Source organism: Actinomadura sp. NPDC023710 (assembly GCF_040639875.1).
GTDB classification, from domain to species: Bacteria; Actinomycetota; Actinomycetes; order Streptosporangiales; family Streptosporangiaceae; genus Spirillospora; species Spirillospora citrea.
Genome location: NZ_JBFAGB010000056.1, coordinates 1 through 22,420, shown reverse-complemented (window position 1 = coordinate 22,420; position 22,420 = coordinate 1). Strand labels below are relative to the sequence as shown.

The following is a 22,420-nucleotide window of genomic DNA, read 5'->3' as shown; positions in this document are numbered from 1 at the left end:
TCACTCAGCCCGACATTACGACATGCGAAGGGGCATGCAGGTGAACGATGTTGTCGCCTACATCCAGGCGGACCGCGACCGGTTCGTCGCCGACCTCAAGGAGTGGCTGGCGATCCCGTCCATCTCCGGGGACCCGGCGCACGCCGAGGATGTGCGCACCTCCGCCGGATGGCTCGCGGAGTACCTGCGCGGCCAGGGATTCCCCACCGTCGAGGTCTGGGAGACCTCCGGCCTGCCGGCGGTGTACGCCGAATGGCCCGCCGAAGACCCGCAGGCCCCGGCGGTCGTCGTCTACGGGCACCACGACGTCCAGCCGGTCGAGCCGCTGGAGGAGTGGGAGACCGACCCGTTCAAGCCCGTCGAGAAGGGCGACCGGCTCATCGGGCGCGGCGCGTCCGACGACAAGGGCCAGGTCTTCTTCCACACCCTCGGCCTGCGCGCGGCGCTCGCCGCGTCCGGGCGGCAGTCCCCGCCCGTCACCGTCAAGCTGCTGGTCGAGGGCGAGGAGGAGTCCGGCTCGGCGCACTTCGCCGAGCTGCTGCGCACCCACCGCGACCGGCTCGCCTGCGACGCCGTCGTCATCAGCGACACCACCATGTGGGCGGCGGACGTGCCGTCCATGTGCACCGGCATGCGCGGTCTCGCCGAGGCCGAGGTCACGCTGCGCGGCCCGGACGGCGACCTGCACTCCGGCTCGTTCGGCGGCGCCGTCCCCAACCCGCTCCACGCGATGGCCTCGCTGCTCGCCGCCCTGCACGACGCCGACGGCCGCGTCGCCGTCCCCGGCTTCTACGACGACGTCGTCCCGCTGACCGACGAGGAGCGGGAGCTGTTCGCCCGGCTGCCGTTCGACGAGGCCGAGTGGCTGCGCACCGCCGGGAACAGCCGCGCCGCCCACGGCGAGAAGGGCTACACGACCCTCGAACGCGTCTGGGCCCGGCCGACCGCCGAGATCAACGGCATGTGGGGCGGGCACACCGGCCCGGGCGGCAAGACGATCGTCCCCCGCGAGGCGCACGCCAAGATCTCGTTCCGGCTCGCCGCCGGGCAGGACCCCCGCAAGGTCCAGAAGCAGTTCGAGGCGTGGGTCGCCGAGCAGGCGCCGCCCGGGGTCGAGGCCGAGGTCCGCGTCCCGGCCGGCGGGGTCCGGCCCTGCTTCTCGCCGATCGACTCGCCCGGCGTGAAGGCCGCGCGGCGCGCCATGGAGCGGGCGTTCGGCGCCGAGGTGCTGTTCACCCGCGAGGGCGGCAGCGGCCCCGAGGCCGACCTCGCCGACATCCTGGAGGCGCCGCTGGTCTTCGTCGCGGTCGGGCTGGACGGCGACCGCATCCACGCCCCCAACGAGAAGGTCGAGATCCCCCTGCTGCTCAAGGGCGCCGAGACCGCCGCGTACCTGTGGGAAGAACTCGCGGCCGCGCTGCGCTGAACACGCCGGAGAGGAGCACGATGACCGACGCCCCGCTGGAGAGTCTGCACGCCCCGCTGGAATGGCTCGCGCTCGCGCGCGGCACGCTGGACCGCGTCGCGCTGAACCGCCGCGACGAGGCCTGGGTGGACGCGGCATGGGCGGACCCCAGGACGCGCGTGCTGGTCATCCAGGAAGGTCAGGCGCCGGTCACCTTCGAGCCCGCTCCCGCGCTGGTCCTCGTCCCGCCGGACCAGGCGCCGGACGGCGACCGGTGGCTCCTCGGCGTCGACGGCGACGGCGTCGCCCACTTCGGGGTGAACGGCCCGCTGCCCGTCATCGAGGGGGCGCGGCCGGCGGGGCTCCGCCGCGTCGGCGCCCTCCTCGGCGACCAGGACTCCGGCCTGCTCACCCACGCCGTCGCCCTGGAGCACTGGCACGGCACCCACCGGTACTGCCCGCGGTGCGGCGCCCGGACGCGCGTGGCGTCCGCCGGGCACGTGCGCGTCTGCCCCGAGGACGGCTCGCAGCACTTCCCGCGCGTCGACCCCGCCGTGATCATGCTGGTGACGGACGAGGCCGACCGCGTGCTGCTGGCCCGCGGCCCCCAGTGGCCCGCCGACCGCCGCTCGATCCTCGCCGGGTTCGTCGAACCGGGCGAGTCGCTCGAACAGGCCGTCGCGCGGGAGGTGGAGGAGGAGGTCGGGCTGCCCGTCCGGGACGTCCGCTACCTCGGCAGCCAGCCGTGGCCGCTGCCGCAGAGCCTCATGCTCGGGTTCACCGCGCGGACGGACGGGGACCTCCCGCTGCGCCCCGACCCCGAGGAGATCCTGGACGCCGCCTGGTACACGCGCGAGGAGCTGCGCGCCGCCATCGACGCGGGCGAGATCGTCGCACCGGGCCCGCTGTCCATCGCCGCCCAGCTCATCATGCGCTGGTACGGCGGCGAACTCCCCAAGATGCCGCCGTTCTAGGGGCCCGCGCACGCGGAAAGGCCCGCCGACCGTCCGGGTCGGCGGGCCTTCTCCTCGGGTCTCAGCCCGCGTCGGCGATCTGCGCGAGGCGGCGCTTGACCTCCTTGGCGCTGGGGTTGGTCGCGGCCGTGCCGTCGGGGAACACCAGGGTCGGGACCGTCTGGTTCCCGCCGTTGACGCTCATCACGAAATCGGCGGCCGCGGGGTCGCGCTCGATGTCGACCTCCACCATCTGGATGCCGTCGCGGGCCAGCTGGCTCTTCAGCCGCCGGCAGAACCCGCACCAGGACGTCGTGTACATGGTGAGCTGGCCGGCCGCGCCCTTGGCCCGGTCGGTCGTCGGCGTCGCCATCGCTTCCGCGTCTCCTTGCGCTCGGGGGTGTGCCTCCGCAAGAACAGTAGACAGCCGTTTCCCATTCCGCGTTGTCCACAGGCGGCGGGATGGCTGATACAGGTGAGGCGGGCTGCGAGTATGGGGGAATGTCAGCTGAGTCGGTGCTGGAGGGACTGGACCCCGAGCAGCGGGCGGTCGCCGAAGCGGTGAAGGGCCCGGTCTGCGTCCTCGCGGGCGCCGGGACGGGCAAGACCAGGGCCATCACCCACCGGATCGCCTACGCCACCCTCACCGGCGTCGTGACCCCGCAGCGGGTGCTCGCCGTGACGTTCACCACACGGGCGGCGGGAGAGCTGCGCAGCCGGCTGCGGCAGCTCGGCGCGCCCGGCGTCCAGGCCCGCACGTTCCACGCCGCCGCGCTGCGGCAGCTCGGCTACTTCTGGCCGCGCGTCGTCGGCGGCGAGCCACCGAAGATCGTCGACTCGAAGATCCGGCTGGTCGCGGACGCGGCGCGGGCGTGCCGGCTCACGCTCGGCCGCACGGAGCTGCGCGACGTCGCGAGCGAGATCGAGTGGGCGAAGGTCACCCAGAACCGCCCCGAGGACTACCCGGCCGCGGTCGTGAAGGCGGGCCGCCGGCCGCCCGCCGAGGTCGTCGACGTGGCCCGCGTCTACGCGATGTACGAGCAGCTCAGGCGCGAGCGCAACCTGCTCGACTTCGAGGGCATGCTGGAGCTGACCGCCGCCGTCCTCACCGAGCACCGCGAGGTCGCCAACCAGGTCCGCGAGCAGTACCGGTACTTCGTCGTGGACGAGTTCCAGGACGTCAACCCCCTGCAGAAGATGCTGCTCGACACCTGGCTCGGCGACCGCGACGACCTGTGCGTCGTCGGCGACCCCAACCAGACGATCTACTCCTTCACCGGCGCGTCCCCCTCCCACCTGCTCGACTTCACCCGCGAGCACCCGGACGCCAAGGTCGTCAGGCTCGTCCGCGACTACCGCTCGACGCCGCAGGTCGTCCGGCTGGCGAACGGGGTGATCGGGCAGGCGCGGGGGGCGCGGCACAAGCTGGAGCTGGTCGCGCAGCGCGACAACGGGCCCGAGCCCGTGTTCAACGAGTACGACGACGAGGTCGCCGAGGCCGACGACGCCGCCCGGCGGGCCCGCAAGCTGATCGAGGAGGGCGTCCCCGCCAGGGAGATCGCGATCCTCTACCGGATCAACGCGCAGTCCGAGACGTACGAGTCGGCGCTCGCGGCCGTGGGCGTCCCGTACGTGCTGCGCGGCGCGGAGCGCTTCTTCGAGCGGCCCGAGGTGCGCGAGGCCGTGGTCCGGCTGCGCGGCGCGGCGCGTGCGGGCGCCGACGCCGAGACCGACGGGATGGGGCTGATCCAGACCGTCCGGCACGTCCTGAGCGGCGCGGGGTTCTCCGACCGGCCGCCCGAGGGCGCGGGCGCGGCCCGCGCGCGCTGGGAGTCCCTGGCGGCGCTGGCGCAGCTCGCCGAGGACATGGCCGCCGACGACCCCGCGGCCGGGCTCACCGAGTTCGTCGCCGAGCTGGAGGAGCGCACCGTCGCGCAGCACGCGCCGCCGCTGGAGGGCGTCACGCTCGCCTCGCTGCACGCCGCCAAGGGCCTGGAGTGGGACGCGGTGTTCCTCGTCGGGCTGGCCGAGGGCACGCTGCCCATCATCTACGCCAAGACGCCCGAGCAGATCGAGGAGGAGCGCCGCCTCCTGTACGTCGGCGTGACGCGGGCCCGCGTGCACCTGAACCTGTCGTGGGCGCTGGCGCGCTCGCCCGGCGGAACGCAGGCGCGCCGCCCGTCCCGCTTCCTGGACGGCCTGACCGGCAAGACCACCACGCACACGCCCGCGCGCGTCGACCGGACGAAGCGGCGTCCCGCCAAGGGGCCGCAGCCGTGCCGCGTCTGCGGGCGCCCGCTGACCGCCGCCGTCGAGCGCAAGCTCGGCCGCTGCGAGGACTGCCCCTCCGAGCTGAACGAGGAGCTCCTCCACGCGCTCAAGGAGTGGCGCGCCGAGACGGCGGGCGAGCAGAAGGTGCCCGCCTACGTGGTGTTCACGGACGCGACGCTCCAGGCGATCGCCGAGCACGCCCCCGAGTCCCGGGAGGACCTGGCCCGCATCCCGGGCGTCGGCAGGGTCAAGCTCGACCGCTACGGCGACGCCGTCCTCGGCCTCTGCGGGCACTGACGCCGCCCGGGCGGGGCCGGGCGCCGAGGGGGCCGGCGTCGCGGGGTGAGAGCCGGCTCACACGCACCGATAGGGAAGACTTGCCGCCGTGAAGGAATCGCTGAAGGCACTGCTGGACCTGCTCGACCTGGAGCAGATCGAGAACGACATCTTCCGGGGCCGCAGCCCCGAGGAGCGGCGGCAGCGCGTGTTCGGGGGGCAGGTGGCGGGGCAGGCGCTCGTCGCCGCCGGGCGCACCGTCCCGGCGAACCGGCCCGTCCACTCGCTGCACGCCTACTTCATCCGGCCCGGCGATCCGCTGGTCCCCCTCGTCTACACCGTCGACCGGGTCCGGGACGGGCGGTCCTTCACCACCCGCCGCGTCACCGCCGTCCAGCACGGCAAGGCGATCTTCACGCTGTCGGCGTCGTTCCAGGTCGACGAGGACGGCCCGTCCCACCAGGCCCCCATGCCGGAGGCCCCCGCCCCGGAGACGCTGCCGGACGGCCTGACCCGCCTCACGCCGCTGTTCGGCGAGGTCGGCGCACGCGAGTTCGTCACCCGCCGCCCGTTCGACATCCGGCACGCGACGGCGCTGTCGTGGGAGGCGGCCAAGGACCCCGCCCTGGCCACGCCCGAGTCGAAGGTGTGGCTCAAGGTGGACGGGGAGCTGCCGCACGACCCGCTCCTGCACGTGTGCCTCATGACCTACGCCTCGGACATGACGCTGCTCGACACCGTCCTGCTCAACCACGGGCTGGCCTGGGGCGACAAGCGGACGATGGGTGCCAGCCTCGACCACGCGATGTGGTTCCACCGGCCGTTCCGCGCCGACGACTGGCTGCTGTACTACCAGGACACGCCGTTCGCCGGCGGCGCCCGCGGGCTCGCCCGCGGCCAGGTGTTCACCCGCTCGGGGGAGCTGGTGGTGTCCGTCATGCAGGAGGGCCTCATCCGCGTCTCGGGCACCGAACGCAAGGCGCCCGGTGACCCGTCCGTGAGATGATCGTTCCGTACGGGGCTCCCGGGAGTTTCGACGCTCGCGAGGCGCCCGGGGTTCTGCGGAACGAGGGTGAAGTCCCCCACGAAACCGCAGGTCAAAAATATCTTGCTTGATCCGGCGGAGTCCCCGTACGCTCGACGCGAGCAATCAACCGGCCGACCGGTGTGGATCTTGAATCCGCCGGCCCGGCCCGAGGAGCCAGAGAGGTGGTGTGCAGTCCGGTGAGCAACACGTTGATCAAATCCGCGTCGTCCTGGACCGCGGCCTGCCCCGGCACCTCGATGCTCGGCACCTCCGTGTCCCGCGCCCCGATGACCCGTCTCTCGAAGCCCGGCGAGTCCGTCGCGTATTTCGAGGCGTCCGTCATCGAGGCGTCCGCCCTGCGACAGCGTGAGCGCGGCATGTGGCGGCGCGACGAGCGCGGGCTGCGCGGCACGAATCTGTGCGATCTGCGCTTCGAGCAGCGAATCCAGGACGACCAGGGGCGCAGTGTCTTCGAACACCTTCTCGAGGACATGAGCGCTCCGGCTCCGGCCACGGCCCACGTGGGCGTCACCTTCAAGGGTGGCGTGTCGGGTCCGTACCCCTGGAGGCGACGACCGGTCTAGAACAAGACCGGCAAGCCCCCAGGCCGCGGATCCAGACACCGGATCCGCGGCCTTCTTCTTTGTCCAGACCCACCGACACGCCCGTTGAGATCCAACGAGAGGAACAAGGGTGACTGTGATGCAGGGGGCTCTCGCAGTAAGCGAGGAGGACCTCACGCTTCCGTGCCGGACCGACCCGGAGCTGTTCTTCGCCGAGGCTCCCGCCGACGTCGAGCTCGCCAAGGCCCTGTGCCTGGAGTGCCCGCTCCGCAAGGAGTGCCTCGCCGGGGCGCTGGAGCGCAAGGAGCCCTGGGGCGTCTGGGGCGGCGAACTGTTCGTCCGCGGTGTGATCGTGCCGCGCAAGCGGCCGCGCGGCCGCCCGCGCAAGCACCCGCGCCCCGACGAAGTGGCGGTGTGAGGCGACCATGCCCACCACGCCGGTGATCGGCCGGACCGATTCCGGAGGCGCGGCCCCCGCGCGGGGACCGCGCCTCCGGGCGGCCGGAGAGAACGAGATGACGGTGCTCAGCGAGATGACGTTGCTCAGCCAGGATCTGTCCCGGGAGCGAATACCCGCGACCGTGCCCGACGAGCTCGCCGCCCGCGTGGTCGCGCTCAGGCGCGCCCGCCGGGAGGCGCGGACCAGGGCGTCGCGGGTGCGGCGCGTCCTGCTCGCGCCCACCGCGGCCGGCGAGGCGTACGCGCACCCGCAGCGGCCGCGGCACCGGGACTGACCGACCGACCGGGCCCCAGAGAGAAGCAGGACCGAGAGACGAAGCAGGACTGAAAGACGCAGCAGGACTGAAAGACACAGAGCTCGCCGGTCGCAGGCCGCCGTCCGTTCTTTCTTGGATGGTTTGGCGGACGGCACGCCTCCCGGCGGGCGCGTGGAGCGCGTCCGGTGGCCCACTCACCGGACGCGTGAAGAGCGGGGCCCCGCGCACCTCATCAGTGCGCGGGGCCCCCGGGCTTCTCCGGGTGCCGGCGCCTCCGCGTGCGGCGCCTCCCGGGTGGAGCGGTCAGCCGCTGACCAGCTCGCCGTCCGCGTCGTCGGCGAAGCCGGGCACCCACTTCAGCGACTCGGCACGGGCCGGGATCTCGCACTCGAGCTGGCACAGCACGCCGGTGCCCGCCGACAGCACCCGATGGATGATCACGTACTCGGGCGGCAGGTTCAGCTGCCGGACGACGTTGGAGGGGCGCAGGTCGGTGACCTGGGCGGCCATGTCGCGCAGCCACTCGCGGTTGAACTTGAACGTCTCGGTGACGAACGGCTCGGTGATCGGTGCGAGGAACGCCTGGAGCGACTCGGCGTCGATGTCCACGCCCTCGCGGATGAAGTCCTCCCGGCGCAGGGCGTCCTCGACCTCGTCGATGTCGGCCATCGTTCCGATCCGCAGCAGCAGCCCGAGCCGGCGCTGGAACCCGCCGGGAATGCGGTCGACGGCGCCGAAGTCCAGGACGCCGAGCCGGCCGTCCTCCAGCAGCCGGAAGTTGCCGGGGTGCGGGTCGCCGTGCAGCATCCCGGACCGCTTCGGTCCCGACAGCAGGAACCGGCAGTACAGCAGGGCCGCGTGGTCGCGGGTCTCCTGGTCCCCGTCGCTGATGATCTTCGAGAGCGCGGTGCCGTCCATCCACTCGGTGATCAGGATGTTGCCGGACTGCGCGATGACCTCGGGGATGGCGAAGTCGGGGTCGTCCAGGTAGGCCTCGCGGAACCGCGCCTGCGACTCGGCCTCGATCGTGTAGTCGAGCTCCTCGACCACCCGCTCCTTGAGCTCGGCCAGCATCGACTTGACGTCCAGGCCGGGCATCAGCACCCCGAACAGCCGGCCCAGCCGGGCGAGCTGGTTGAAGTCGCTGATCAGCGCCTTGCCCGCGCCCGGGTACTGCACCTTCACCGCGACGGCCCGGCCGTCGTGCCAGACGGCGCGGTGCACCTGGCCGATCGACGCGGCGGCGGCCGGCCGGTCGTCGAACGACTCGAAGTAGTCGCGCCAGTCCTCCCCGAGGAACTCCTCCAGCACCTTGTGGACGGTCGACACCGGCAGCGGGGGAGCGGCCTCCTGCAGCCTGGTCAGCGTGGCCCGGTACGGGCCGGCGATCTCCGGTGGAAGCGCCGCCTCGAAGATCGACAGCATCTGGCCGAGCTTCATCGCGCCGCCCTTGAGCTCGCCGAGCACCTTGAACAGCTGCTCGGCGGTCCGGGTCTGGATCTCCATCGCGACCGTCTCCGCCGGCCGGCCGAAGGTCCGCTTCCCCATGCCGAGGGCGGTGCGTCCCGCGAAGCCGATGGGGAGGGACGCCAGCTTTGCTGACCGCGTCACCGCGCGGCGGGGAAGATCGCTCACGTCGACCATTGTCGATGATCCACTGTCGTGCACGCCACAACCCTCTCGAACTCTCCCCGAAGCCGGAACCGGCCCACCCGGCTGACCTGGGCAAATGTGGTAAGTGTGCGCTTTCTCACGCGGAGGAGGGGCCGCGCGCCGCGCGCCCCGGCGGGCGCGGTACGGTGCCGGACATGTCCGCGGAGCCTGCCGATGTGCTAGTGATCGACCGCCGTCCCGACGGGATCGCCGTCCTCACCCTGAACGACCCCGGCCGCCGCAACGCCATGGCGGACGACCTCACCGCCGCGTGGAAGCGGGCCGTCGAGGACCTGCGCGCCGACCCGGCCCTGCGCTGCGTCGTCGTGACCGGCGCCGGCACCGCGTTCAGCTCCGGCGGCGAACTGTCCTGGCTGGCCGGCACCGGCGACGTCGCCGTCCCGCCGCTGCGCGACCGGATGCTGGAGTTCTACCGGACGTGGCTCGCGATCCGCGGCCTGGAGGTGCCGACGATCGCCGCCGTCAACGGGCACGCCGTCGGCGCCGGCCTCTGCCTCGCGCTGGCCTGCGACCTGCGGTACGCGGCGCGGGACGCCAAGCTGCTCGCCCCGTTCACCGCGCTCGGCCTGCACCCCGGCATGGCCGCGACCTGGCTGTTCCCCGAGGTCGCCGGGCTGCCGCTGGCCCGCGAGATGCTGCTGGCCGGACGGGTCCTCACCGGTGCCGAGGCCGCCGAGCACGGCCTGGTCAACCGGGCCCTCCCGCGCGAGGACGTGCTGGAGGAGTCCCTCGCCGTCGCCGCGCGGATCGCGGCGCAGGCGCCGATCGCGACCCGGCTCACCAAGGTCGCCCTGGCGAACGGCGGCCACCCCGACATGGAGTCGGCGCTGCGCTGGGAGTCCCTCGCCCAGCCGGTGACGATGGCGTCCAAGGACATGCGCGAAGGGCTCGCGGCCCAGCGAGAGAAGCGCCGCCCGCAATTCTCAGGCGAGTAAAGTGCGCGGGCGGTCGCCGGAACCGTCCGCCGAGATTGGTGGAAGCGTTGGAGAACTGTCCAAAACGTAGGGGTTGACCTGCGGTAACGCCCAACACCCCCTGTGGATTTGGCAAAAATTCGAGTACGGTTCTGACCGTGCCCCCTAACGTTGAGGTCCGCCGCAGCCCGAGGCGCAGGCGCACCGTGTCCGCCTACCGTGAGGGCGACAAGGTGGTGGTGATGGTTCCGTCCAGGCTGAGCAAAGCCGAAGAGGAACAGTGGATCGCGACCATCCTGGAACGCCTCGCGGAGAGGGAGCGCCGGCGGCGGCCCACCGACGCCGACCTCCAGTCCCGCGCCCAGGAGCTGTCCCGCCGCTACCTGGCCGGCCGCGCCGACCCGGTCAGCGTCCGCTGGGTCGCCAACCAGCGCGCCCGCTGGGGATCGTGCACCCCCGACGACGGCACGATCCGGCTGTCCACGCGGCTGCGCGGCATGCCCGGCTGGGTCGTGGACTACGTCCTCGTCCACGAGCTGGCGCACCTGCTCATCCCCGGGCACGGCGCCGACTTCTGGCAGCTGGTCGGCAACTACCCGAAGGCCGACCGCGCCCGCGGCTACCTGGAGGGCGTCGCCGCGGCCGCCCACCTGCCGCTCGAAGCCGACGCCCCCGACGACGTCGCGGACATCCACCACGGCGACGGCCTGCACCCCGGCGAGGAGTACCCGCACGAGGCCGCCGGGTGACCGAGCAGGTCACCACGGGGCGGCCGCAAGGCCCGGCGCGCTGCGCCGCCGTGCTCGCGTGGCCCTCCGGCTCCGCCGTGCCGCCCGGCCTCGACCCGGAGGATTTCCGGCTCGCGCTGCTCGAAGACACCTACGAGGTCGTCGCCGGACTCGAACTGGTGACGCCCGCGCTCGTCCTGGACCCGCCGGACCAGCCGGACGCCGAGGCCGTCACCTGGCCGGGCACGCCGATCGTCCGCGAGGCCACCCTCGCCGGCGCGTTCGCCGCCCTGCACGCCCTCGGCGCCGAGACCGCCGCACTGATCGCCCCCGACGCCCCCGACCTGCCGCCGCTGCTGCTCGGCAAGCTCTTCCGCGCCCTCGGCGCGGCCCCGGCCGCCGCCTGCCAGGCCGAAGGCGCCGACGCCCGCGGCAACGGCCTGGTCGCCCTCGCCGCCCGCCTCCCGCTGCCCGGCTGGCTCGCCGGCGCCCTGCGCGAGGTCGACCTCGACACCCCCGACGCCCTCGCCCGGCTCCGCGCCGCCGCGCCGCGCCCCGGGCTCGTGCCGCAGGGCCCCGGCTGGCACCGCCTCCGCACCCCCGACGACCTGCGGTTCCTGGACCCCGGCCTGGAAGGCTGGGAGAGCACCCGCGCCCTCCTGGAAGGCCACCCGCTCAGGGGTTGAGCCCACGCCGGGCCAGGGCGTGCCGGACCAGGCTTCGCGTGGACTCGTCCGCCGAGAAGGGCAGGGCCGGCACCGGGAACCACCGCGCCTCGTCCCCGCCGGCCGCAGGCTCCGGCACCGCCCGGGGCGGGGCCGTCGCCGCGAACTGCACGTCGAAATGCAGCAGGTCCCGGCCACGGCAGCGAGCACGATAGCGATCGAGCCGGAGGGGGGAGGGCTCCACCTCGATGCCCGGGATGCCGGACTCCTCGGCGGCCTCCCGCCGCGCCGCCGCGACGAGGTCGGCGTCGCCGGTCTCGCAGTGGCCGCCGAGCTGAGTCCATCTGCCAAGCCCGCGGTGGTGCGTGAGCAGCACGTTCGCCCGTGCCCGGTCGAAGACGACGATGCCGACCGTGATGTGACCGGACCCGCAGCCGCGATCGGTGCCGTCGGGATGAACGGCCAGATGCTCCAGGAACTCCGTCCGGAGCCGCTCCTGCTCCCCGCTCGGCGCACTCCACCCGAGCAGCATCGAGACCGCCTCACCGTGAGGAGCCGAATCGGTGTGACGGTCCGAGGCGCCGGCGGGCCGGGAGCCGGAGCCGGGGATCATGTCAGGTCCCCGGCGTCCCACTCGGTGAGGAAGTCGGCGAGGAACTGCTCCAGGACGCGATGCCGTCGCTCGGCCAGGCGGCGTGCGCCCGGCGTGTTCATCCTGTCCTTCAGCAGGAGGAGCTTCTCGTGGAAGTGGTTGATCGTGGTGCCCTGGCGGTTGAGGTAGTCGTCCACGGACGCATGCAGGTGCGGCGGCAGGTCGGGCAGGTGCATGGGCTCGCCCTTGAAGCCGCCGTAGGCGAAGGCGCGCGCCACTCCGATGGCCCCGAGCGCGTCGAGCCGGTCGGCGTCCTGGACCACCTTCCCCTCGATGGTCGGCATCGCGGACACGGTGCCCGCTCCCTTGAAGGACATCGTCGCGATGATGTCCGCCACGGCCCGCGCGAGATCCTCCGGCTCGCCGAGGCCGACGAGCCAGGCGAAGGCCCGGCGCGAGCCCTCGTCCAGATCGCCGCCGTTGAGCTTGTAGTCGGAGATGTCGTGGAGCAGGGCGGCGAGTTCGACCACGTACAGGTCGGCCCCTTCTCCGGCGCCGAGCTCCCGGGCCAGCCGGTGGACCCTCGCCACATGCCACCAGTCGTGCCCGGACGAGTCCGAGTGCAGCGTCTCCCGGGCATATTCGGCGGTGCGCTCGATGACCTCAGTCTTGTTCACGAGTCGGTGCTCCCGGAGTCAGGATGTCGTTGCGGACCAGGGGCCGGGACGCATCGGGGGTGGGGGCCCGGAAACCGTCGAAGTCGCAGTGCCGGCACGGTTCGAGGTCCGCGCGCTCGGACCGCAGCAGGCTCGCGCGGTAGCGGGCGAGCAGCGGGGATCGCCAGATCTCCGTCAACGGAGTCTCGGCGACGTTCCCCACGCGGATGCGGCCGTAGGCGTCAAAGCAGCACAGGTTGACCTCACCGGTGTAGGAAATGTGCAGGTCGGTGAACGGAAGCGCGCAGAAGCCGCGGGGCTCCGCGGTGGGGTGAGGCTTGTTCGGTGCCAGGCCCGCCCGAGTGGTGAGGATCTCCGTTCGCCGCCGCACGCTGATCCGGATGTCATGATGCCGCAGGCGGTCGGCCTCGGCCAGCAACCCGCGGATCGGAGCGATGACGCGTCTGCCGTCGGAGTAGTTGTTGACGGACAACGTCGACAGGCCGGCCTCGAACAGCTCCGCCACCTGGGCCGGCCGGGCCAGGGTGCCGTTCGTGAGGACGCGGATGTCGGCTGCCGGGCAGGAGCGGCGGAAGGTCGCCACGATGTCGGGGAGCCGGTGGTCGAGCAACGGCTCGTTGTTCCCGAAGGGCGCGATCCGCCCGGTGTAGCCCAGTTCGCCCAGCTGCCGGGCGATCAGATCGATCGCGGCGAGGTCCAGCTCGCCGGCGGGACGCGGGTCGACCGCCCGCGAGACCGGGCAGAACGTGCAGGTGTGGTTGCAGCCCGCGCGCGTCTCCACCGAGACCAGATTGAAGATCCGGTCCTCGGCGGACCACAGCCGCGCGAACTCCGGGCGCAGGACGCGGTCGACGGCCGCCCGCTGCCGGTCCGTGTTCTTCTCCTCCTCCAGCGCCAGGACGGAGGGGTCCTCGGTGACCTCGACATGGTCGCCGAGGTCGCGCAGCCACGCCGGTGCGGCGACGCCGCGGGGAAACCTGATCCTGATCAAGCCTGCGCCCCGTGGATGGTGTCGAGGACCCTGCGGTAGGCGTCCAGGACGTCCGGAAAGGACCGGCGCTGCGCCACCATCTCCCGCAGCGCCGCGAGATCCACGAAGTGCACGGGGTCGTACTTCGGGGAGTCGAACGCCGTGTGGTCGTCCAGCAGCCGCAGGACGTAGATCAGGTCGTAGTGGAACCGCACGAAGGTGCGCTGGCGGTGGATCTCGCGCTGCACCAGGAACGGCGCGGCGAAGCGCTGGATCTCGCCGAGGTGCCCGGTGTTCTCGTCGATGCCGTGGTGGAAGTGGTCATCGAACCTGTACTGCCGCGGATTGAGACCCAGCCGCTCCTCCAGCCGCAACTGCAGTGCGAAATTGGGGAACTCCGAACGCTTCACGCGACCGCCGGGCGGCAGCATCACCTTGTGGTGCGGGTGCCGGTACATGAGCAGTTCGTTCCGCGAGTTCAATATGAGCGCCTCAACGGCGTACCGGCCACCCGCCACATAGGAGAAGACGTACTGGGTGAGCAGCACGAGCAGCCAGCCGACCACGCCCGCCACCGCGACGCCGATCAGCAGGTTCCGGAAGGCCGGATAGCGGTCGTCGATAACGCTGGAAACCAGATTGATCAATATGCCGACGAGAGCCACACCGAAGGCGAACCTGACGAAGGAACGGAACCTGTCCAACCGAAGCCTGCCTGTGACGGATAGAGCGTGCGCGGCCGAAGATTTCGGCATCAGCGTACGGTGATCCGCTTAGCCGCTCAATGCGTGATTACACGGAATGCAGCGCCATTTCCGCATCGTCGCGCCGGCGGCGTCGTCAGGCCCTCCCGACGCGCGGGTAGCGGGAGTTGGCGGGATGGCGGCGGCGCCGCTCCTGGTCGAGCGGCCGCTGCCAGCACAGGCTCGCCCGCGCGATCCGCCTGCGGATCGCGTTCGTGGACGAGCCGGGCTCGTACCGGCAGCCGTTCACCCGCGACGGGCGCGACCGGCTCATGCGCGCGGCCCCTCGTCGCCGGGCCCCCGTTCGCCACCGGGATCGCCGCCGTCCGGCTCCTCCCCGGAGTCCTTCTCGTCGGGCTTCTCGTCGGGCTTCTCGTCCTCGTCCAGCCCCTTGGTGAGCCTGGACAGATCGATGTCGGACAGGCCCTCGATCTCGGCGCGGCCGTGGACGAAGCCCTCCGGGTCGTCCAGGTCGTCGGACGTCGGCAGCAGGTCGGGGTGCTCCCAGACGGCGTCCCGGCCCTCGGTGCCGCGCGCCTCGGTCAGCGACCGCCACAGCGTCGCCGCCTCCCGCAGCCGTCGCGGGCGCAGCTCCAGGCCGACGAGCGTCGCGAACGTCCGCTCCGCCGGGCCGCCCGTCGCGCGGCGCCGCCGCACCGCCTCCGCCAGCTTCACCGAGCCGGGCAGCCGGCCCTGCGCGGCCTCGTTCACGACCGTGTCGACCCAGCCCTCGACCAGCGCCAGCGCGGTCTCCAGCCGGGCCAGCGCCGCCTTCTGCCGCGGCGTCTCCTCGGGCTGGAGCTGGATCTCCCCGCCGAGCGCCTCCTGGATGGCCTCCGGGTTGCTCATGTCGAGCCCCTGGACGGCCTGCTCGATGCCCGACAGGTCGACGGTGATGCCGCGCGCGTACTCCTCGACCGCGCCCAGCAGGTGCGAGCGCAGCCACGGCACGTGCGTGAACAGCCGCTGGTGCGCGGCCTCCCGCAGCGCCAGGTAGAGCCGGACCTCGTCGGAGGAGACCTCCAGGCCCTCCCCGAACGCCTCGACGCCCGCGGGCAGCAGCGCCCCGACGCCGTCGGGCGCCAGCGGCAGCCCCACGTCGGCGGAGCCGGTCACCTCGCGGGCCAGCCCGCCGAGCGCCTGCCCGGCCTGCCCGCCGACCATCGCCCCGGCCATCTGCTTGACCATCCCGATCAGCGGGCCCGCCATCGCCTGCATCTCGGCGGGGATCTCGCCGCCGCCGAGCGCCCCGCCCATCGAGTCGACCATGCGGGACGCGATCGGGTCGCACACCTTCGCCCACACCGGGAGCGTCTGCTCGATCCACTCCGACCGGCTCCACGCCTGCGGCGTGCGGATCCCGGCGGGCAGCGTCGTCCGCTCGTCCAGCCACAGCTCCGCCAGGCGCAGCGCCTCCTCGACCTGGCGCCGCTCGGTGTCCACGATCGACGGGTCGCCCTGCTCCACCACGGTGTGCCGGGCGATGTTCTTGGCCAGGTCCCAGTTGAGGGGGCCGCCGCCCTCGCCGCCCGCACCCTGCGCGCCGATCATGTCCGCGAACCGGTGCAGCATGTCGGCGAACTGGGCCATGTCGCCGCCCATGCCCTTGAACGGATCCTGGGGCCGGTCGTCGTCGTCGCCGTCCCCGGGACGGTTGAAGCCGAACGGAGTGTCACTCATCGGTTTGCCCCTGGGATGCATGATGGGCTCATATCCGCAACGTTAGCCGGTCCCGGCAAGGTCGCGTACTCAAGGAAGGGGGCACCCCCGTGGCAACGGGCAAGGTTCGCCCTCGGCGTAGCAAGGGCCCGGTCGTCGCCGTCACCGGCGCGGCCACCGGCGCGGGTCGGCTGCTGGCCGCCCGGCTCGCCGAACGGGAAGAGATCCGCAAGGTCGTCGCCATCGACGGGCACCGCGGCGACGTGGCCGGAGTCACCTGGCGTGTCGTCGACATCAGGGATCCGCTGCTGCCCGGCCGGCTCTCCGACGTCGACGTGATCGTCAACCTGGACCTCGAACGGTCCCCGGACGTGGACCCGCGCGAGCGCCGCACCCACAACGTCCGCGGCGCCCAGACCGTGGTCACCGCCGCGGCGGCGGCCCGCGTCCGGCGCGTGGTCCTCGTCACGTCCGCGATGGTGTACGGGGCGGGGCCCGGCAACGAGGTGCCGCTGAGCGAGGACGCGCCGCTGCTCGCCGAGGCGAGCACCTCCATCGCCGGCGACTATCTGGAGATCGAGGAGCTGGCCGCCACCGCGCACCTCACCCACCCCGGGGTGGAGGTCACCGTCGTCCGCCCAGCCGCGCTCGCCGGGCCCGGTGTGGACACCGTCGTCACCCGGCACTTCGAGGCGCCCCGGCTCCTGTCGGTCAAGGGCAGCACCCCCGGCTGGCAGTTCTGCCACATCGACGACCTCGCGTCCGCCCTGGACGTCGTCGTCATCGAGAACCTGGCCGGCCCCCTCGCCGTCGGCTCCGAGGGCTGGCTCGGCCCCGAGGAGGTCGCCGAGATCACCGGCAAGCGCCCCATCGAGCTGCCCGCCGCCCTCACCTTCGGGATGGCGCAGCGCCTGCACCGGCTCGGCATGACCCCCGCGCCCGCCACCGACCTGCACTACGTCGCCTACCCGTGGGTCGTGGACTGCGCGCGGCTGCGCGCCGCCGGCTGGAAACCCCTCCACGACAACGCGGCCGCCCTGCGCGCCGTGATGGAGGAGACCGCCGGACGGCACGCCGTCGTCGGCCGTCGGGTCGGGGGCAAGGAGGCCACCATGGCGACCGCCGCGGGCGCCACCGTCGCCGCGATCGGCGCGGCCGCCGCCATCCGCCGCGCCCGCAAGCGCCGCCGCTGAACCCCGCCGGCCCGCCCTTCCGGCGGGCCGGCGGCGCCGTCAGCTCGCCGGCGCCGTGGCGCTCGGCGAGGCGGACGGCGACGGCGACCCCGACGGGCTCGGCGACGGGCTGGGGGAGGTCTTCGGCGCCTTGTGGCCCGCGGCCGACAGCGCGGCCTGCGCGTCCTTGATCCGCTTCCAGGCCTCGCCCATGCCCGGGTAGTCGCCCTTCTTCTGGGCGCTCTCGTAGTCGGCCACGGCGGCCTTCAGATCCTCGATCGCCTTCTGCGCCGACGCGCTCAGCTGCTGGTCCGGCGGCACCTGCGATCCAGGCTGCGCCGGGGCGCCGGTGCCGCCGAGCACCTGCTTCAACGCCTCGTCGAGGGTGTCGGCCGCGGCGATGCCCTCCCCGTACCGCACGAGGATCTTGCCGCGGATCGGGTAGGGCTGCTGCTCGGAGCCGCCCGCCGCCTTCGTGTACATCGGCTCCACGTACAGCAGGCCGCCCCCGAACGGGATCGTCAGCAGGTTGCCCGGGACGGTCTTCGTCCCGCCCTGCCGCAAGGCGAACAGATCGGACTTCACCTTCGGATCGGTCTCGAAGGAGTTCTGCACCTGGCCCGGCCCCGCCGGCTGAGCGTTGCGCGGCATCTGCAGGATCTGGATCTGCCCGTAGTCGCGCCCCGGGTTCGACCCCACCGACATGAACGCGGCGAGCTGCGGGTTGCCGCGCGGGTTGAACACCGTGGTCAGCGAGAAGGACTGGGCGTCCTGGCCCGGCATCCGCAGGCTCTGGTAGTAGGGGGGCTGCTGCTTGCCCTTGGCGGACGGGTCCTCGGGCACCTCCCAGAAGCCCTCCCCGTTGTAGAACGCCGACGGGTCCGTCACGTGGTACTTCGTGAGGACCTTCCGCTGGACCTTGAACTGGTCCTGCGGGTAGCGGAAATGCGACTCCAGCTCCGGCGGGATCGACGACCGCGGCTGCACCGTGCCGTCGAACACCTTCATCCACGTCTTGGTGATCGGGTCGTTCTCGTCCCACTGGTACAGGTGGACCGTGCCGTCGTAGGCGTCCACCGTCGCCTTCACCGAGTTGCGCAGGTAGTTGATGTGGTCGTTGGCCTGCCGCGCCACCGCCGACCGCGTGTCGGTGATCGTGTCGCGGGTGGCCTCCCCGAGGCTCATCTCCTCCGAGTACGGATAGCTGCCGGACGTCGTGTAGCCGTCCACCACCCACAGGATGCGGCCGTTCACCACCGTCGGGTACGGGTCGCCGTCCAGCGTCAGCCACGGCGCCGCCTTCTGCACCATCTGCCGCGGCGACCGGTCGTAGAGGATCTTCGCGTTCTTGTCGATCGCGCCCGACAGCAGCAGGTTCTTGTCCTGGAACTTCGCCGAGTACAGCAGCCGGTGCGCGAACGAGTCGACGGGCACGCCGCCCTGCCCGTCGTAGGTGCTGCTCTGCTGCCCCGAGGGGCTGTTGTCCGGGTAGTTCAGCTCCTGCTGACCGCGGCCGCCGACCACCGAGTACCGCGGCGAGCGCTCCCCGAAGTAGATCTCCGGCTGCGCCACCTTGATCGGCTGGTTCGGGGACGCCGGCATGTCCGGGGTGATGAAGGCCGGCTCCGTCGAGTCGAAACGGTCGCCGTAGGCGGACACGAACCCGTAGCCGTGCGTGTAGACCATGTGGTCCTTCACCCAGCTGCGCTGCCCCACCGGCGCTCCGGACAGCTCGCGCAGCGCGACCACGGTGTCGACGAGCTTGCCGTTCACCTGGTAGCGGTCGACGTCCAGCGTGTCGGGGAACCGGTAGAACGGCCGGATCCGCTGCAACTGCTGGAACGTCTCGCCCACCACGTTCGGGTCGAGGACGCGCACCCCGCTCTGCCCGAGCTTCCCGGCCTCGTCCTGGAGGGACTTCTTGTCGGTCACCGGCTGCGACCCGTACGGAACGACCCGCGCCCCGTCCACCCCGTAGGCCCTGCGCGTGAACTCGATGTTGCGCTGGATGAACTGGCGCTCCCTGGCCAGCTCGTCCGGCTTCACCTGGAACTGCTGGATCAGCAGCGGGTACACCCCGCCGAGCAGGATCGCCGACAGCACCAGCAGCGTGAACCCGACGCCCGGCAGCATCATGCCGCGCCGCAGCAGGTTGCTGAAGAACATGGCGGCGCACAGCAGGGCGATCACGGCCAGGATCGTCTTCGCCGGCAGCAGCGCGTTCACGTCCGTGTAGGACGCGCCCGTCGCCACCCCGCGCTCCGAATGCACCAGCCCGTACCGGTCGAACCAGTACGCGACCGCCTTCAGCAGGATGAACAACCCGAACAGCACCGACAGGTGCGCCCGCGCGGGCGGGCTCGCCTTGTCGCCCGGCCCCTGCAGCCGCAGGCCCCCGTACAGGTAGTGCACCATCACCGCGGCCAGGATCGACAGGATCACCGTCGCGAAGACGACCCCGATGACGAGGCGCAGGAACGGGTACGTGAAGACGTAGAACGAGACGTCCTTGTGGAACTGCGGGTCTTTCACGCCGAACGGCGTCCGGTTCAGGAACGCCAGCCACACGGGCCACTGGCCCGCCACCGACGACCCCGTCAGCATCCCCAGGACCCCGAGCAGGCCCCACGCGATCAGCCGCCGCCGCGGGTCGATCACCGCCCGGTAGCGCTCCAGGCCCTGCTGCTCCACCGACAGCGGGCGGTACGCCGGGCGCAGCCGGTACGCCACCGCCACGTTCGCGCCCACCACCAGCGCCATCAGCAGCCCGGCCCCGAAGAACAGGACCACCTTCGCCCGCAGCTGCGTCGTGTAGACCGACGAGAAACCGATCGAGCGGTACCACAGCAGGTCCGTGTACACGGCCGTGAAGACCAGGAAGGCGACCAGCAGCGCGGCCAGCGCCACCATCACCGGCAGCAGCAGCCGCGTCCGTCCGGTACCGAGCCGGCGCCCGATACCGGGAGTCCGGAAGGTCAAGTGGCCCCTCCGATCGAGATCTCTCCCACCGGCCGCCCGCCGGTGCTGTAGATGCAACTTACCGACTGGGACGGGGGTTCCCGCACTTCCCCGGGCTGAATGGGGGAAAGATGGGCCCGTGAGTCTTCTGGAAGAAGTCGTGCTGGACCTCGAACGTCACTCGGCCCAGGAGGGCTGGGACAGCGCGCCGCGCATCTACGCCCTCGTCCGCAGCTCCGAACTGCGCCGCGCCGAGCCCGAGCTCGCCGAGCAACTCGGCCTGCAGGACGGCGCCGACACCCTCGCCGCCCTCGAACAGCCCGCCCTGCCCGACCAGGCCGGCGTCGAGGACGCCCTCGCCACCATCGCCTGGCCCGACACCGTCGAGGGCTGCGCCCTCGTCCTGGAGCGGATCGTCCTGCCGCCCGAGGTCGAGGAGGAGATCCCCGAGGACGAGGCCCGCGCCGCCGAGTTCGCCACGTCCCACCCGAGGCGGGAGGACGTGCGCATGATCGTCGGCGTGCTGCGCGACGGCGCCCGGCACTCCGCCCTCCGGCTGCGCCGCCACGACACCGACGACGAGGTCCTCACCGGGCCCGACCTCGTCCCCGCCCTCGCCGAGGCGCTGGCCGCCACCCTCGAACCCGACGAGCCCGGCGCACCCGAGTAAAGGCGACCGCCCCGGAGAGGTAGCCTGCGGGACGTGAGCCAAAGCGTTACCGGCGGGGACGTCATCCGGCTGATCGGCGTGCGCGACACGCCCCTGTCCGTCGACGAGGTGTACGCCGCCGTCGGCGCCTCCGGCGCCGGCGGCACCGCCGTCTTCGCCGGGACCGTCCGCGACACCGACCACGCCCGCGCCGTCACCGCCCTCTCCTACAGCGCCCACCCCAGCGCCGAGCGCGAACTCCGCGCCGTCATGGAGAAGGTCGCCGCCGACTTCCCCGTCCTCGGCCTCGCCGCCCTCCACCGCGTCGGCGACCTGCGCATCGGCGACATCGCCGTCGTCGTCGCGGCGTCCAGCCCCCACCGCGAGGAGGCCTTCGCCGCCTGCCGCCGCCTCATCGACGACCTCAAGGCCCACGTCCCCATCTGGAAGCACCAGACGTTCGCCGACGGGGGCGACGAGTGGGTCGGGGCCTGCTGAGGGCCCGAACCGCATAGAGTTTCCGGCATGTCTCGTCGTGCCGCCACGCTCACCCTCGCGAGCGTGCTCGTCCTCGTGCTCGCCCTCGTCGGCTCCGTCATGCGCGTCCCGTACGTCGCCCTGATGCCCGGCCCCACGAGCAACACCCTCGGCACGAACGACAAGGGCCAGCCCCTCATCAGGATCGAGGGCCGCCAGACCTACCCCGACCAGGGCCACCTCAACTTCACCACCGTCACCTACCGCGGCGGCCCCGGCGGACGCATCGACCTGTTCACCGCCCTGCGCGGCTGGTTCGCCGGCGACACCGCCATCGTCCCCGAAGAGACGATCTTCCCCAAGGACGAGTCGCCCAAGCAGGTCGACCAGGAGAACACCCGCGCGATGCAGGACTCCCAGCAGAGCGCCGAAGCCGCCGCCCTCCACGAACTCCGCGTCCCCGTCACCACCCGCGTCGTCGTCGACGGCGTCCAGAAGGGGCGCCCCGCCGACGGCGCCCTCAAGCCCGGCGACGAGATCACCGCACTCGACGGCGCCGCCGTCACCAGCGTCTCCCAGGTCACCGGCGGCATGGCCAAGCGCGCGATCGGCTCCCCCGTCACCCTCGCCTACACGCGCGACGGCAAGCAGGGCAAGGCCACCCTCAAGACCGTCGCCGACCCCGGCGGCAAGCGCGCCGTCGTCGGCATCGTCCTCTCCGACCAGTACAAGTTCCCCTTCAAGATCGACATCAGCATCGGCGACATCGGCGGCCCCTCCGCCGGCCTCATGTTCTCCCTCGCCATCGTCGACAAGCTCACCCCCGGCCCCCTCACCCAGGGCAGGTTCATCGCCGGCACCGGCACCATCACCCCCGACGGCAAGGTCGGCCCCATCGGCGGCATCCAGCAGAAGATGATCGCCGCCCGCAGGGCCGGCGCCACCGTCTTCCTCACCCCCAAGGACAACTGCGCCGACGCCGCCGGCTCCCGCCCCGACGGCCTCCGCCTCGTCCGCGCCGACACCCTCCACGACGCCGTCCAGGCCCTCAACGCCCTCACGAGCGGCAAGGGCGCCGTCCCCGCCTGCACCCGCTGACGCCACGCGTACCGACCACTCCCTCGCATGCCATAGACTTAAGACATCACCGCGGGGTGGAGCAGTTCGGTAGCTCGCTGGGCTCATAACCCAGAGGTCGCAGGTTCAAATCCTGCCCCCGCTACTGGTCCTAGGGCCCTCCTGGTCGCCGCTTTGCGGCTTCCCCGGGAGGGCCCTTCGCATTTCGCCCGGGGGACGATCCCCCGGAGCCCCCTGTGCCTCCGCCATCCCCC

General features: G+C 72.4%; 23 protein-coding genes and 1 tRNA gene. 15 read left to right on the top strand and 9 right to left on the bottom strand.

All coding sequences use genetic code 11. The features are described from left to right. The first annotated feature begins 40 nt into the window (after nucleotides 1-40). Complete coding sequence (locus tag AB0H37_RS40515) at nucleotides 41-1,426, top strand: dipeptidase (RefSeq protein ID WP_360617923.1); 1,386 nt, start codon at nucleotides 41-43, stop codon at nucleotides 1,424-1,426. Between the two features lie 20 nt (nucleotides 1,427-1,446). Continuing rightward, nucleotides 1,447-2,379 (top strand): NAD(+) diphosphatase, encoded by a 933-nt coding sequence (nudC, locus tag AB0H37_RS40510; RefSeq protein WP_360617921.1) that lies wholly within the window; start codon nucleotides 1,447-1,449, stop codon nucleotides 2,377-2,379. A gap of 61 nt (nucleotides 2,380-2,440) precedes the next feature. Here nudC and AB0H37_RS40505 read toward each other — a convergent pair whose 3' ends face one another. Continuing rightward, nucleotides 2,441-2,731 (bottom strand): mycoredoxin, encoded by a 291-nt coding sequence (locus AB0H37_RS40505; RefSeq protein WP_173395930.1) that lies wholly within the window; start codon nucleotides 2,729-2,731, stop codon nucleotides 2,441-2,443. A gap of 128 nt (nucleotides 2,732-2,859) precedes the next feature. Between AB0H37_RS40505 and AB0H37_RS40500 the strand changes: the two genes are divergently transcribed. The 5 genes from AB0H37_RS40500 (at nucleotide 2,860) to AB0H37_RS40480 (ending at nucleotide 7,229) form a co-directional block, all read left to right on the top strand. After that, a complete protein-coding gene (locus AB0H37_RS40500; RefSeq protein ID WP_360617919.1) occupies nucleotides 2,860-4,926 on the top strand; it encodes an ATP-dependent DNA helicase UvrD2 in 2,067 nt (688 codons plus the stop codon). A gap of 88 nt (nucleotides 4,927-5,014) precedes the next feature. Continuing rightward, nucleotides 5,015-5,911, top strand: a complete 897-nt coding sequence (gene tesB / locus AB0H37_RS40495; protein WP_360617917.1) for an acyl-CoA thioesterase II — start codon at nucleotides 5,015-5,017, stop codon at nucleotides 5,909-5,911. Between the two features lie 218 nt (nucleotides 5,912-6,129). Continuing rightward, on the top strand, nucleotides 6,130-6,516 hold the full coding sequence (locus AB0H37_RS40490; protein WP_179833042.1) for a hypothetical protein: 387 nt from the start codon (nucleotides 6,130-6,132) through the stop codon (nucleotides 6,514-6,516). 118 nt (nucleotides 6,517-6,634) lie between these two features. Continuing rightward, the gene (locus tag AB0H37_RS40485; RefSeq protein ID WP_052357680.1) at nucleotides 6,635-6,913 is read left to right on the top strand and encodes a WhiB family transcriptional regulator; all 279 of its coding nucleotides are present in this window, start codon (nucleotides 6,635-6,637) and stop codon (nucleotides 6,911-6,913) included. 7 nt (nucleotides 6,914-6,920) lie between these two features. After that, nucleotides 6,921-7,229 carry a hypothetical protein gene (locus AB0H37_RS40480; protein ID WP_218935012.1) on the top strand — a complete coding sequence of 103 codons (309 nt, stop codon included), beginning with the start codon at nucleotides 6,921-6,923 and terminating at the stop codon, nucleotides 7,227-7,229. A gap of 285 nt (nucleotides 7,230-7,514) precedes the next feature. On the opposite strand, the gene AB0H37_RS40475 is transcribed toward AB0H37_RS40480, so the two are convergent. Next, nucleotides 7,515-8,846, bottom strand: coding sequence for an AarF/ABC1/UbiB kinase family protein (locus AB0H37_RS40475; RefSeq protein WP_229810413.1), 1,332 nt, complete (start codon nucleotides 8,844-8,846; stop codon nucleotides 7,515-7,517). Nucleotides 8,847-9,019: 173 nt separating this feature from the next. On the opposite strand from AB0H37_RS40475, the gene AB0H37_RS40470 reads away from it, so the two are divergent. From AB0H37_RS40470 to AB0H37_RS40460, 3 genes are all read left to right on the top strand, one after another. Then, entirely contained in the window at nucleotides 9,020-9,820 is an 801-nt protein-coding gene (locus AB0H37_RS40470; RefSeq protein WP_179833045.1) for an enoyl-CoA hydratase/isomerase family protein, read from the top strand. A gap of 137 nt (nucleotides 9,821-9,957) precedes the next feature. Beyond that, nucleotides 9,958-10,548 (top strand): M48 family metallopeptidase, encoded by a 591-nt coding sequence (locus AB0H37_RS40465; RefSeq protein WP_229810412.1) that lies wholly within the window; start codon nucleotides 9,958-9,960, stop codon nucleotides 10,546-10,548. Next, nucleotides 10,545-11,213, top strand: coding sequence for a hypothetical protein (locus AB0H37_RS40460; protein ID WP_329094447.1), 669 nt, complete (start codon nucleotides 10,545-10,547; stop codon nucleotides 11,211-11,213). Before AB0H37_RS40465 ends, AB0H37_RS40460 begins: the two co-directional genes overlap by 4 nt. Here the strand turns inward: AB0H37_RS40460 and AB0H37_RS40455 are convergent. The 6 genes from AB0H37_RS40455 to AB0H37_RS40430 form a co-directional block, all read right to left on the bottom strand. Next, complete coding sequence (locus AB0H37_RS40455; RefSeq protein WP_360617913.1) at nucleotides 11,203-11,805, bottom strand: NUDIX domain-containing protein; 603 nt, start codon at nucleotides 11,803-11,805, stop codon at nucleotides 11,203-11,205. The genes AB0H37_RS40460 and AB0H37_RS40455 overlap by 11 nt on opposite strands. Further along, nucleotides 11,802-12,461 (bottom strand): HD domain-containing protein, encoded by a 660-nt coding sequence (locus tag AB0H37_RS40450; RefSeq protein WP_360617911.1) that lies wholly within the window; start codon nucleotides 12,459-12,461, stop codon nucleotides 11,802-11,804. Before AB0H37_RS40450 ends, AB0H37_RS40455 begins: the two co-directional genes overlap by 4 nt. Beyond that, complete coding sequence (locus tag AB0H37_RS40445; RefSeq protein ID WP_360617909.1) at nucleotides 12,448-13,452, bottom strand: radical SAM/SPASM domain-containing protein; 1,005 nt, start codon at nucleotides 13,450-13,452, stop codon at nucleotides 12,448-12,450. Before AB0H37_RS40445 ends, AB0H37_RS40450 begins: the two co-directional genes overlap by 14 nt. Next, nucleotides 13,449-14,078 carry a hypothetical protein gene (locus AB0H37_RS40440; protein ID WP_360617907.1) on the bottom strand — a complete coding sequence of 210 codons (630 nt, stop codon included), beginning with the start codon at nucleotides 14,076-14,078 and terminating at the stop codon, nucleotides 13,449-13,451. Before AB0H37_RS40440 ends, AB0H37_RS40445 begins: the two co-directional genes overlap by 4 nt. A gap of 193 nt (nucleotides 14,079-14,271) precedes the next feature. Further along, complete coding sequence (locus AB0H37_RS40435; protein WP_179833049.1) at nucleotides 14,272-14,448, bottom strand: hypothetical protein; 177 nt, start codon at nucleotides 14,446-14,448, stop codon at nucleotides 14,272-14,274. Then, nucleotides 14,445-15,854, bottom strand: coding sequence for a zinc-dependent metalloprotease (locus tag AB0H37_RS40430; RefSeq protein ID WP_360617905.1), 1,410 nt, complete (start codon nucleotides 15,852-15,854; stop codon nucleotides 14,445-14,447). Before AB0H37_RS40430 ends, AB0H37_RS40435 begins: the two co-directional genes overlap by 4 nt. A gap of 89 nt (nucleotides 15,855-15,943) precedes the next feature. On the opposite strand from AB0H37_RS40430, the gene AB0H37_RS40425 reads away from it, so the two are divergent. Then, nucleotides 15,944-17,026, top strand: coding sequence for an NAD-dependent epimerase/dehydratase family protein (locus AB0H37_RS40425; RefSeq protein ID WP_329094441.1), 1,083 nt, complete (start codon nucleotides 15,944-15,946; stop codon nucleotides 17,024-17,026). A 39-nt stretch (nucleotides 17,027-17,065) separates the two neighbouring features. Here AB0H37_RS40425 and AB0H37_RS40420 read toward each other — a convergent pair whose 3' ends face one another. After that, on the bottom strand, nucleotides 17,066-19,984 hold the full coding sequence (locus AB0H37_RS40420) for a UPF0182 family protein (RefSeq protein ID WP_329094440.1): 2,919 nt from the start codon (nucleotides 19,982-19,984) through the stop codon (nucleotides 17,066-17,068). 118 nt (nucleotides 19,985-20,102) lie between these two features. On the opposite strand from AB0H37_RS40420, the gene AB0H37_RS40415 reads away from it, so the two are divergent. The 4 genes from AB0H37_RS40415 (at nucleotide 20,103) to AB0H37_RS40400 (ending at nucleotide 22,311) form a co-directional block, all read left to right on the top strand. Beyond that, nucleotides 20,103-20,633 (top strand): PPA1309 family protein, encoded by a 531-nt coding sequence (locus AB0H37_RS40415; protein WP_179833053.1) that lies wholly within the window; start codon nucleotides 20,103-20,105, stop codon nucleotides 20,631-20,633. Between the two features lie 33 nt (nucleotides 20,634-20,666). Then, nucleotides 20,667-21,110: a molybdenum cofactor biosynthesis protein MoaE gene (locus AB0H37_RS40410; RefSeq protein ID WP_360617902.1), complete on the top strand. Its 444-nt coding sequence runs from the start codon at nucleotides 20,667-20,669 to the stop codon at nucleotides 21,108-21,110. A gap of 27 nt (nucleotides 21,111-21,137) precedes the next feature. Beyond that, nucleotides 21,138-22,187, top strand: coding sequence for a PDZ domain-containing protein (locus tag AB0H37_RS40405; RefSeq protein ID WP_360617900.1), 1,050 nt, complete (start codon nucleotides 21,138-21,140; stop codon nucleotides 22,185-22,187). A gap of 50 nt (nucleotides 22,188-22,237) precedes the next feature. Next, nucleotides 22,238-22,311, top strand: a tRNA-Met gene (locus AB0H37_RS40400). Nucleotides 22,312-22,420 lie beyond the last annotated feature (109 nt).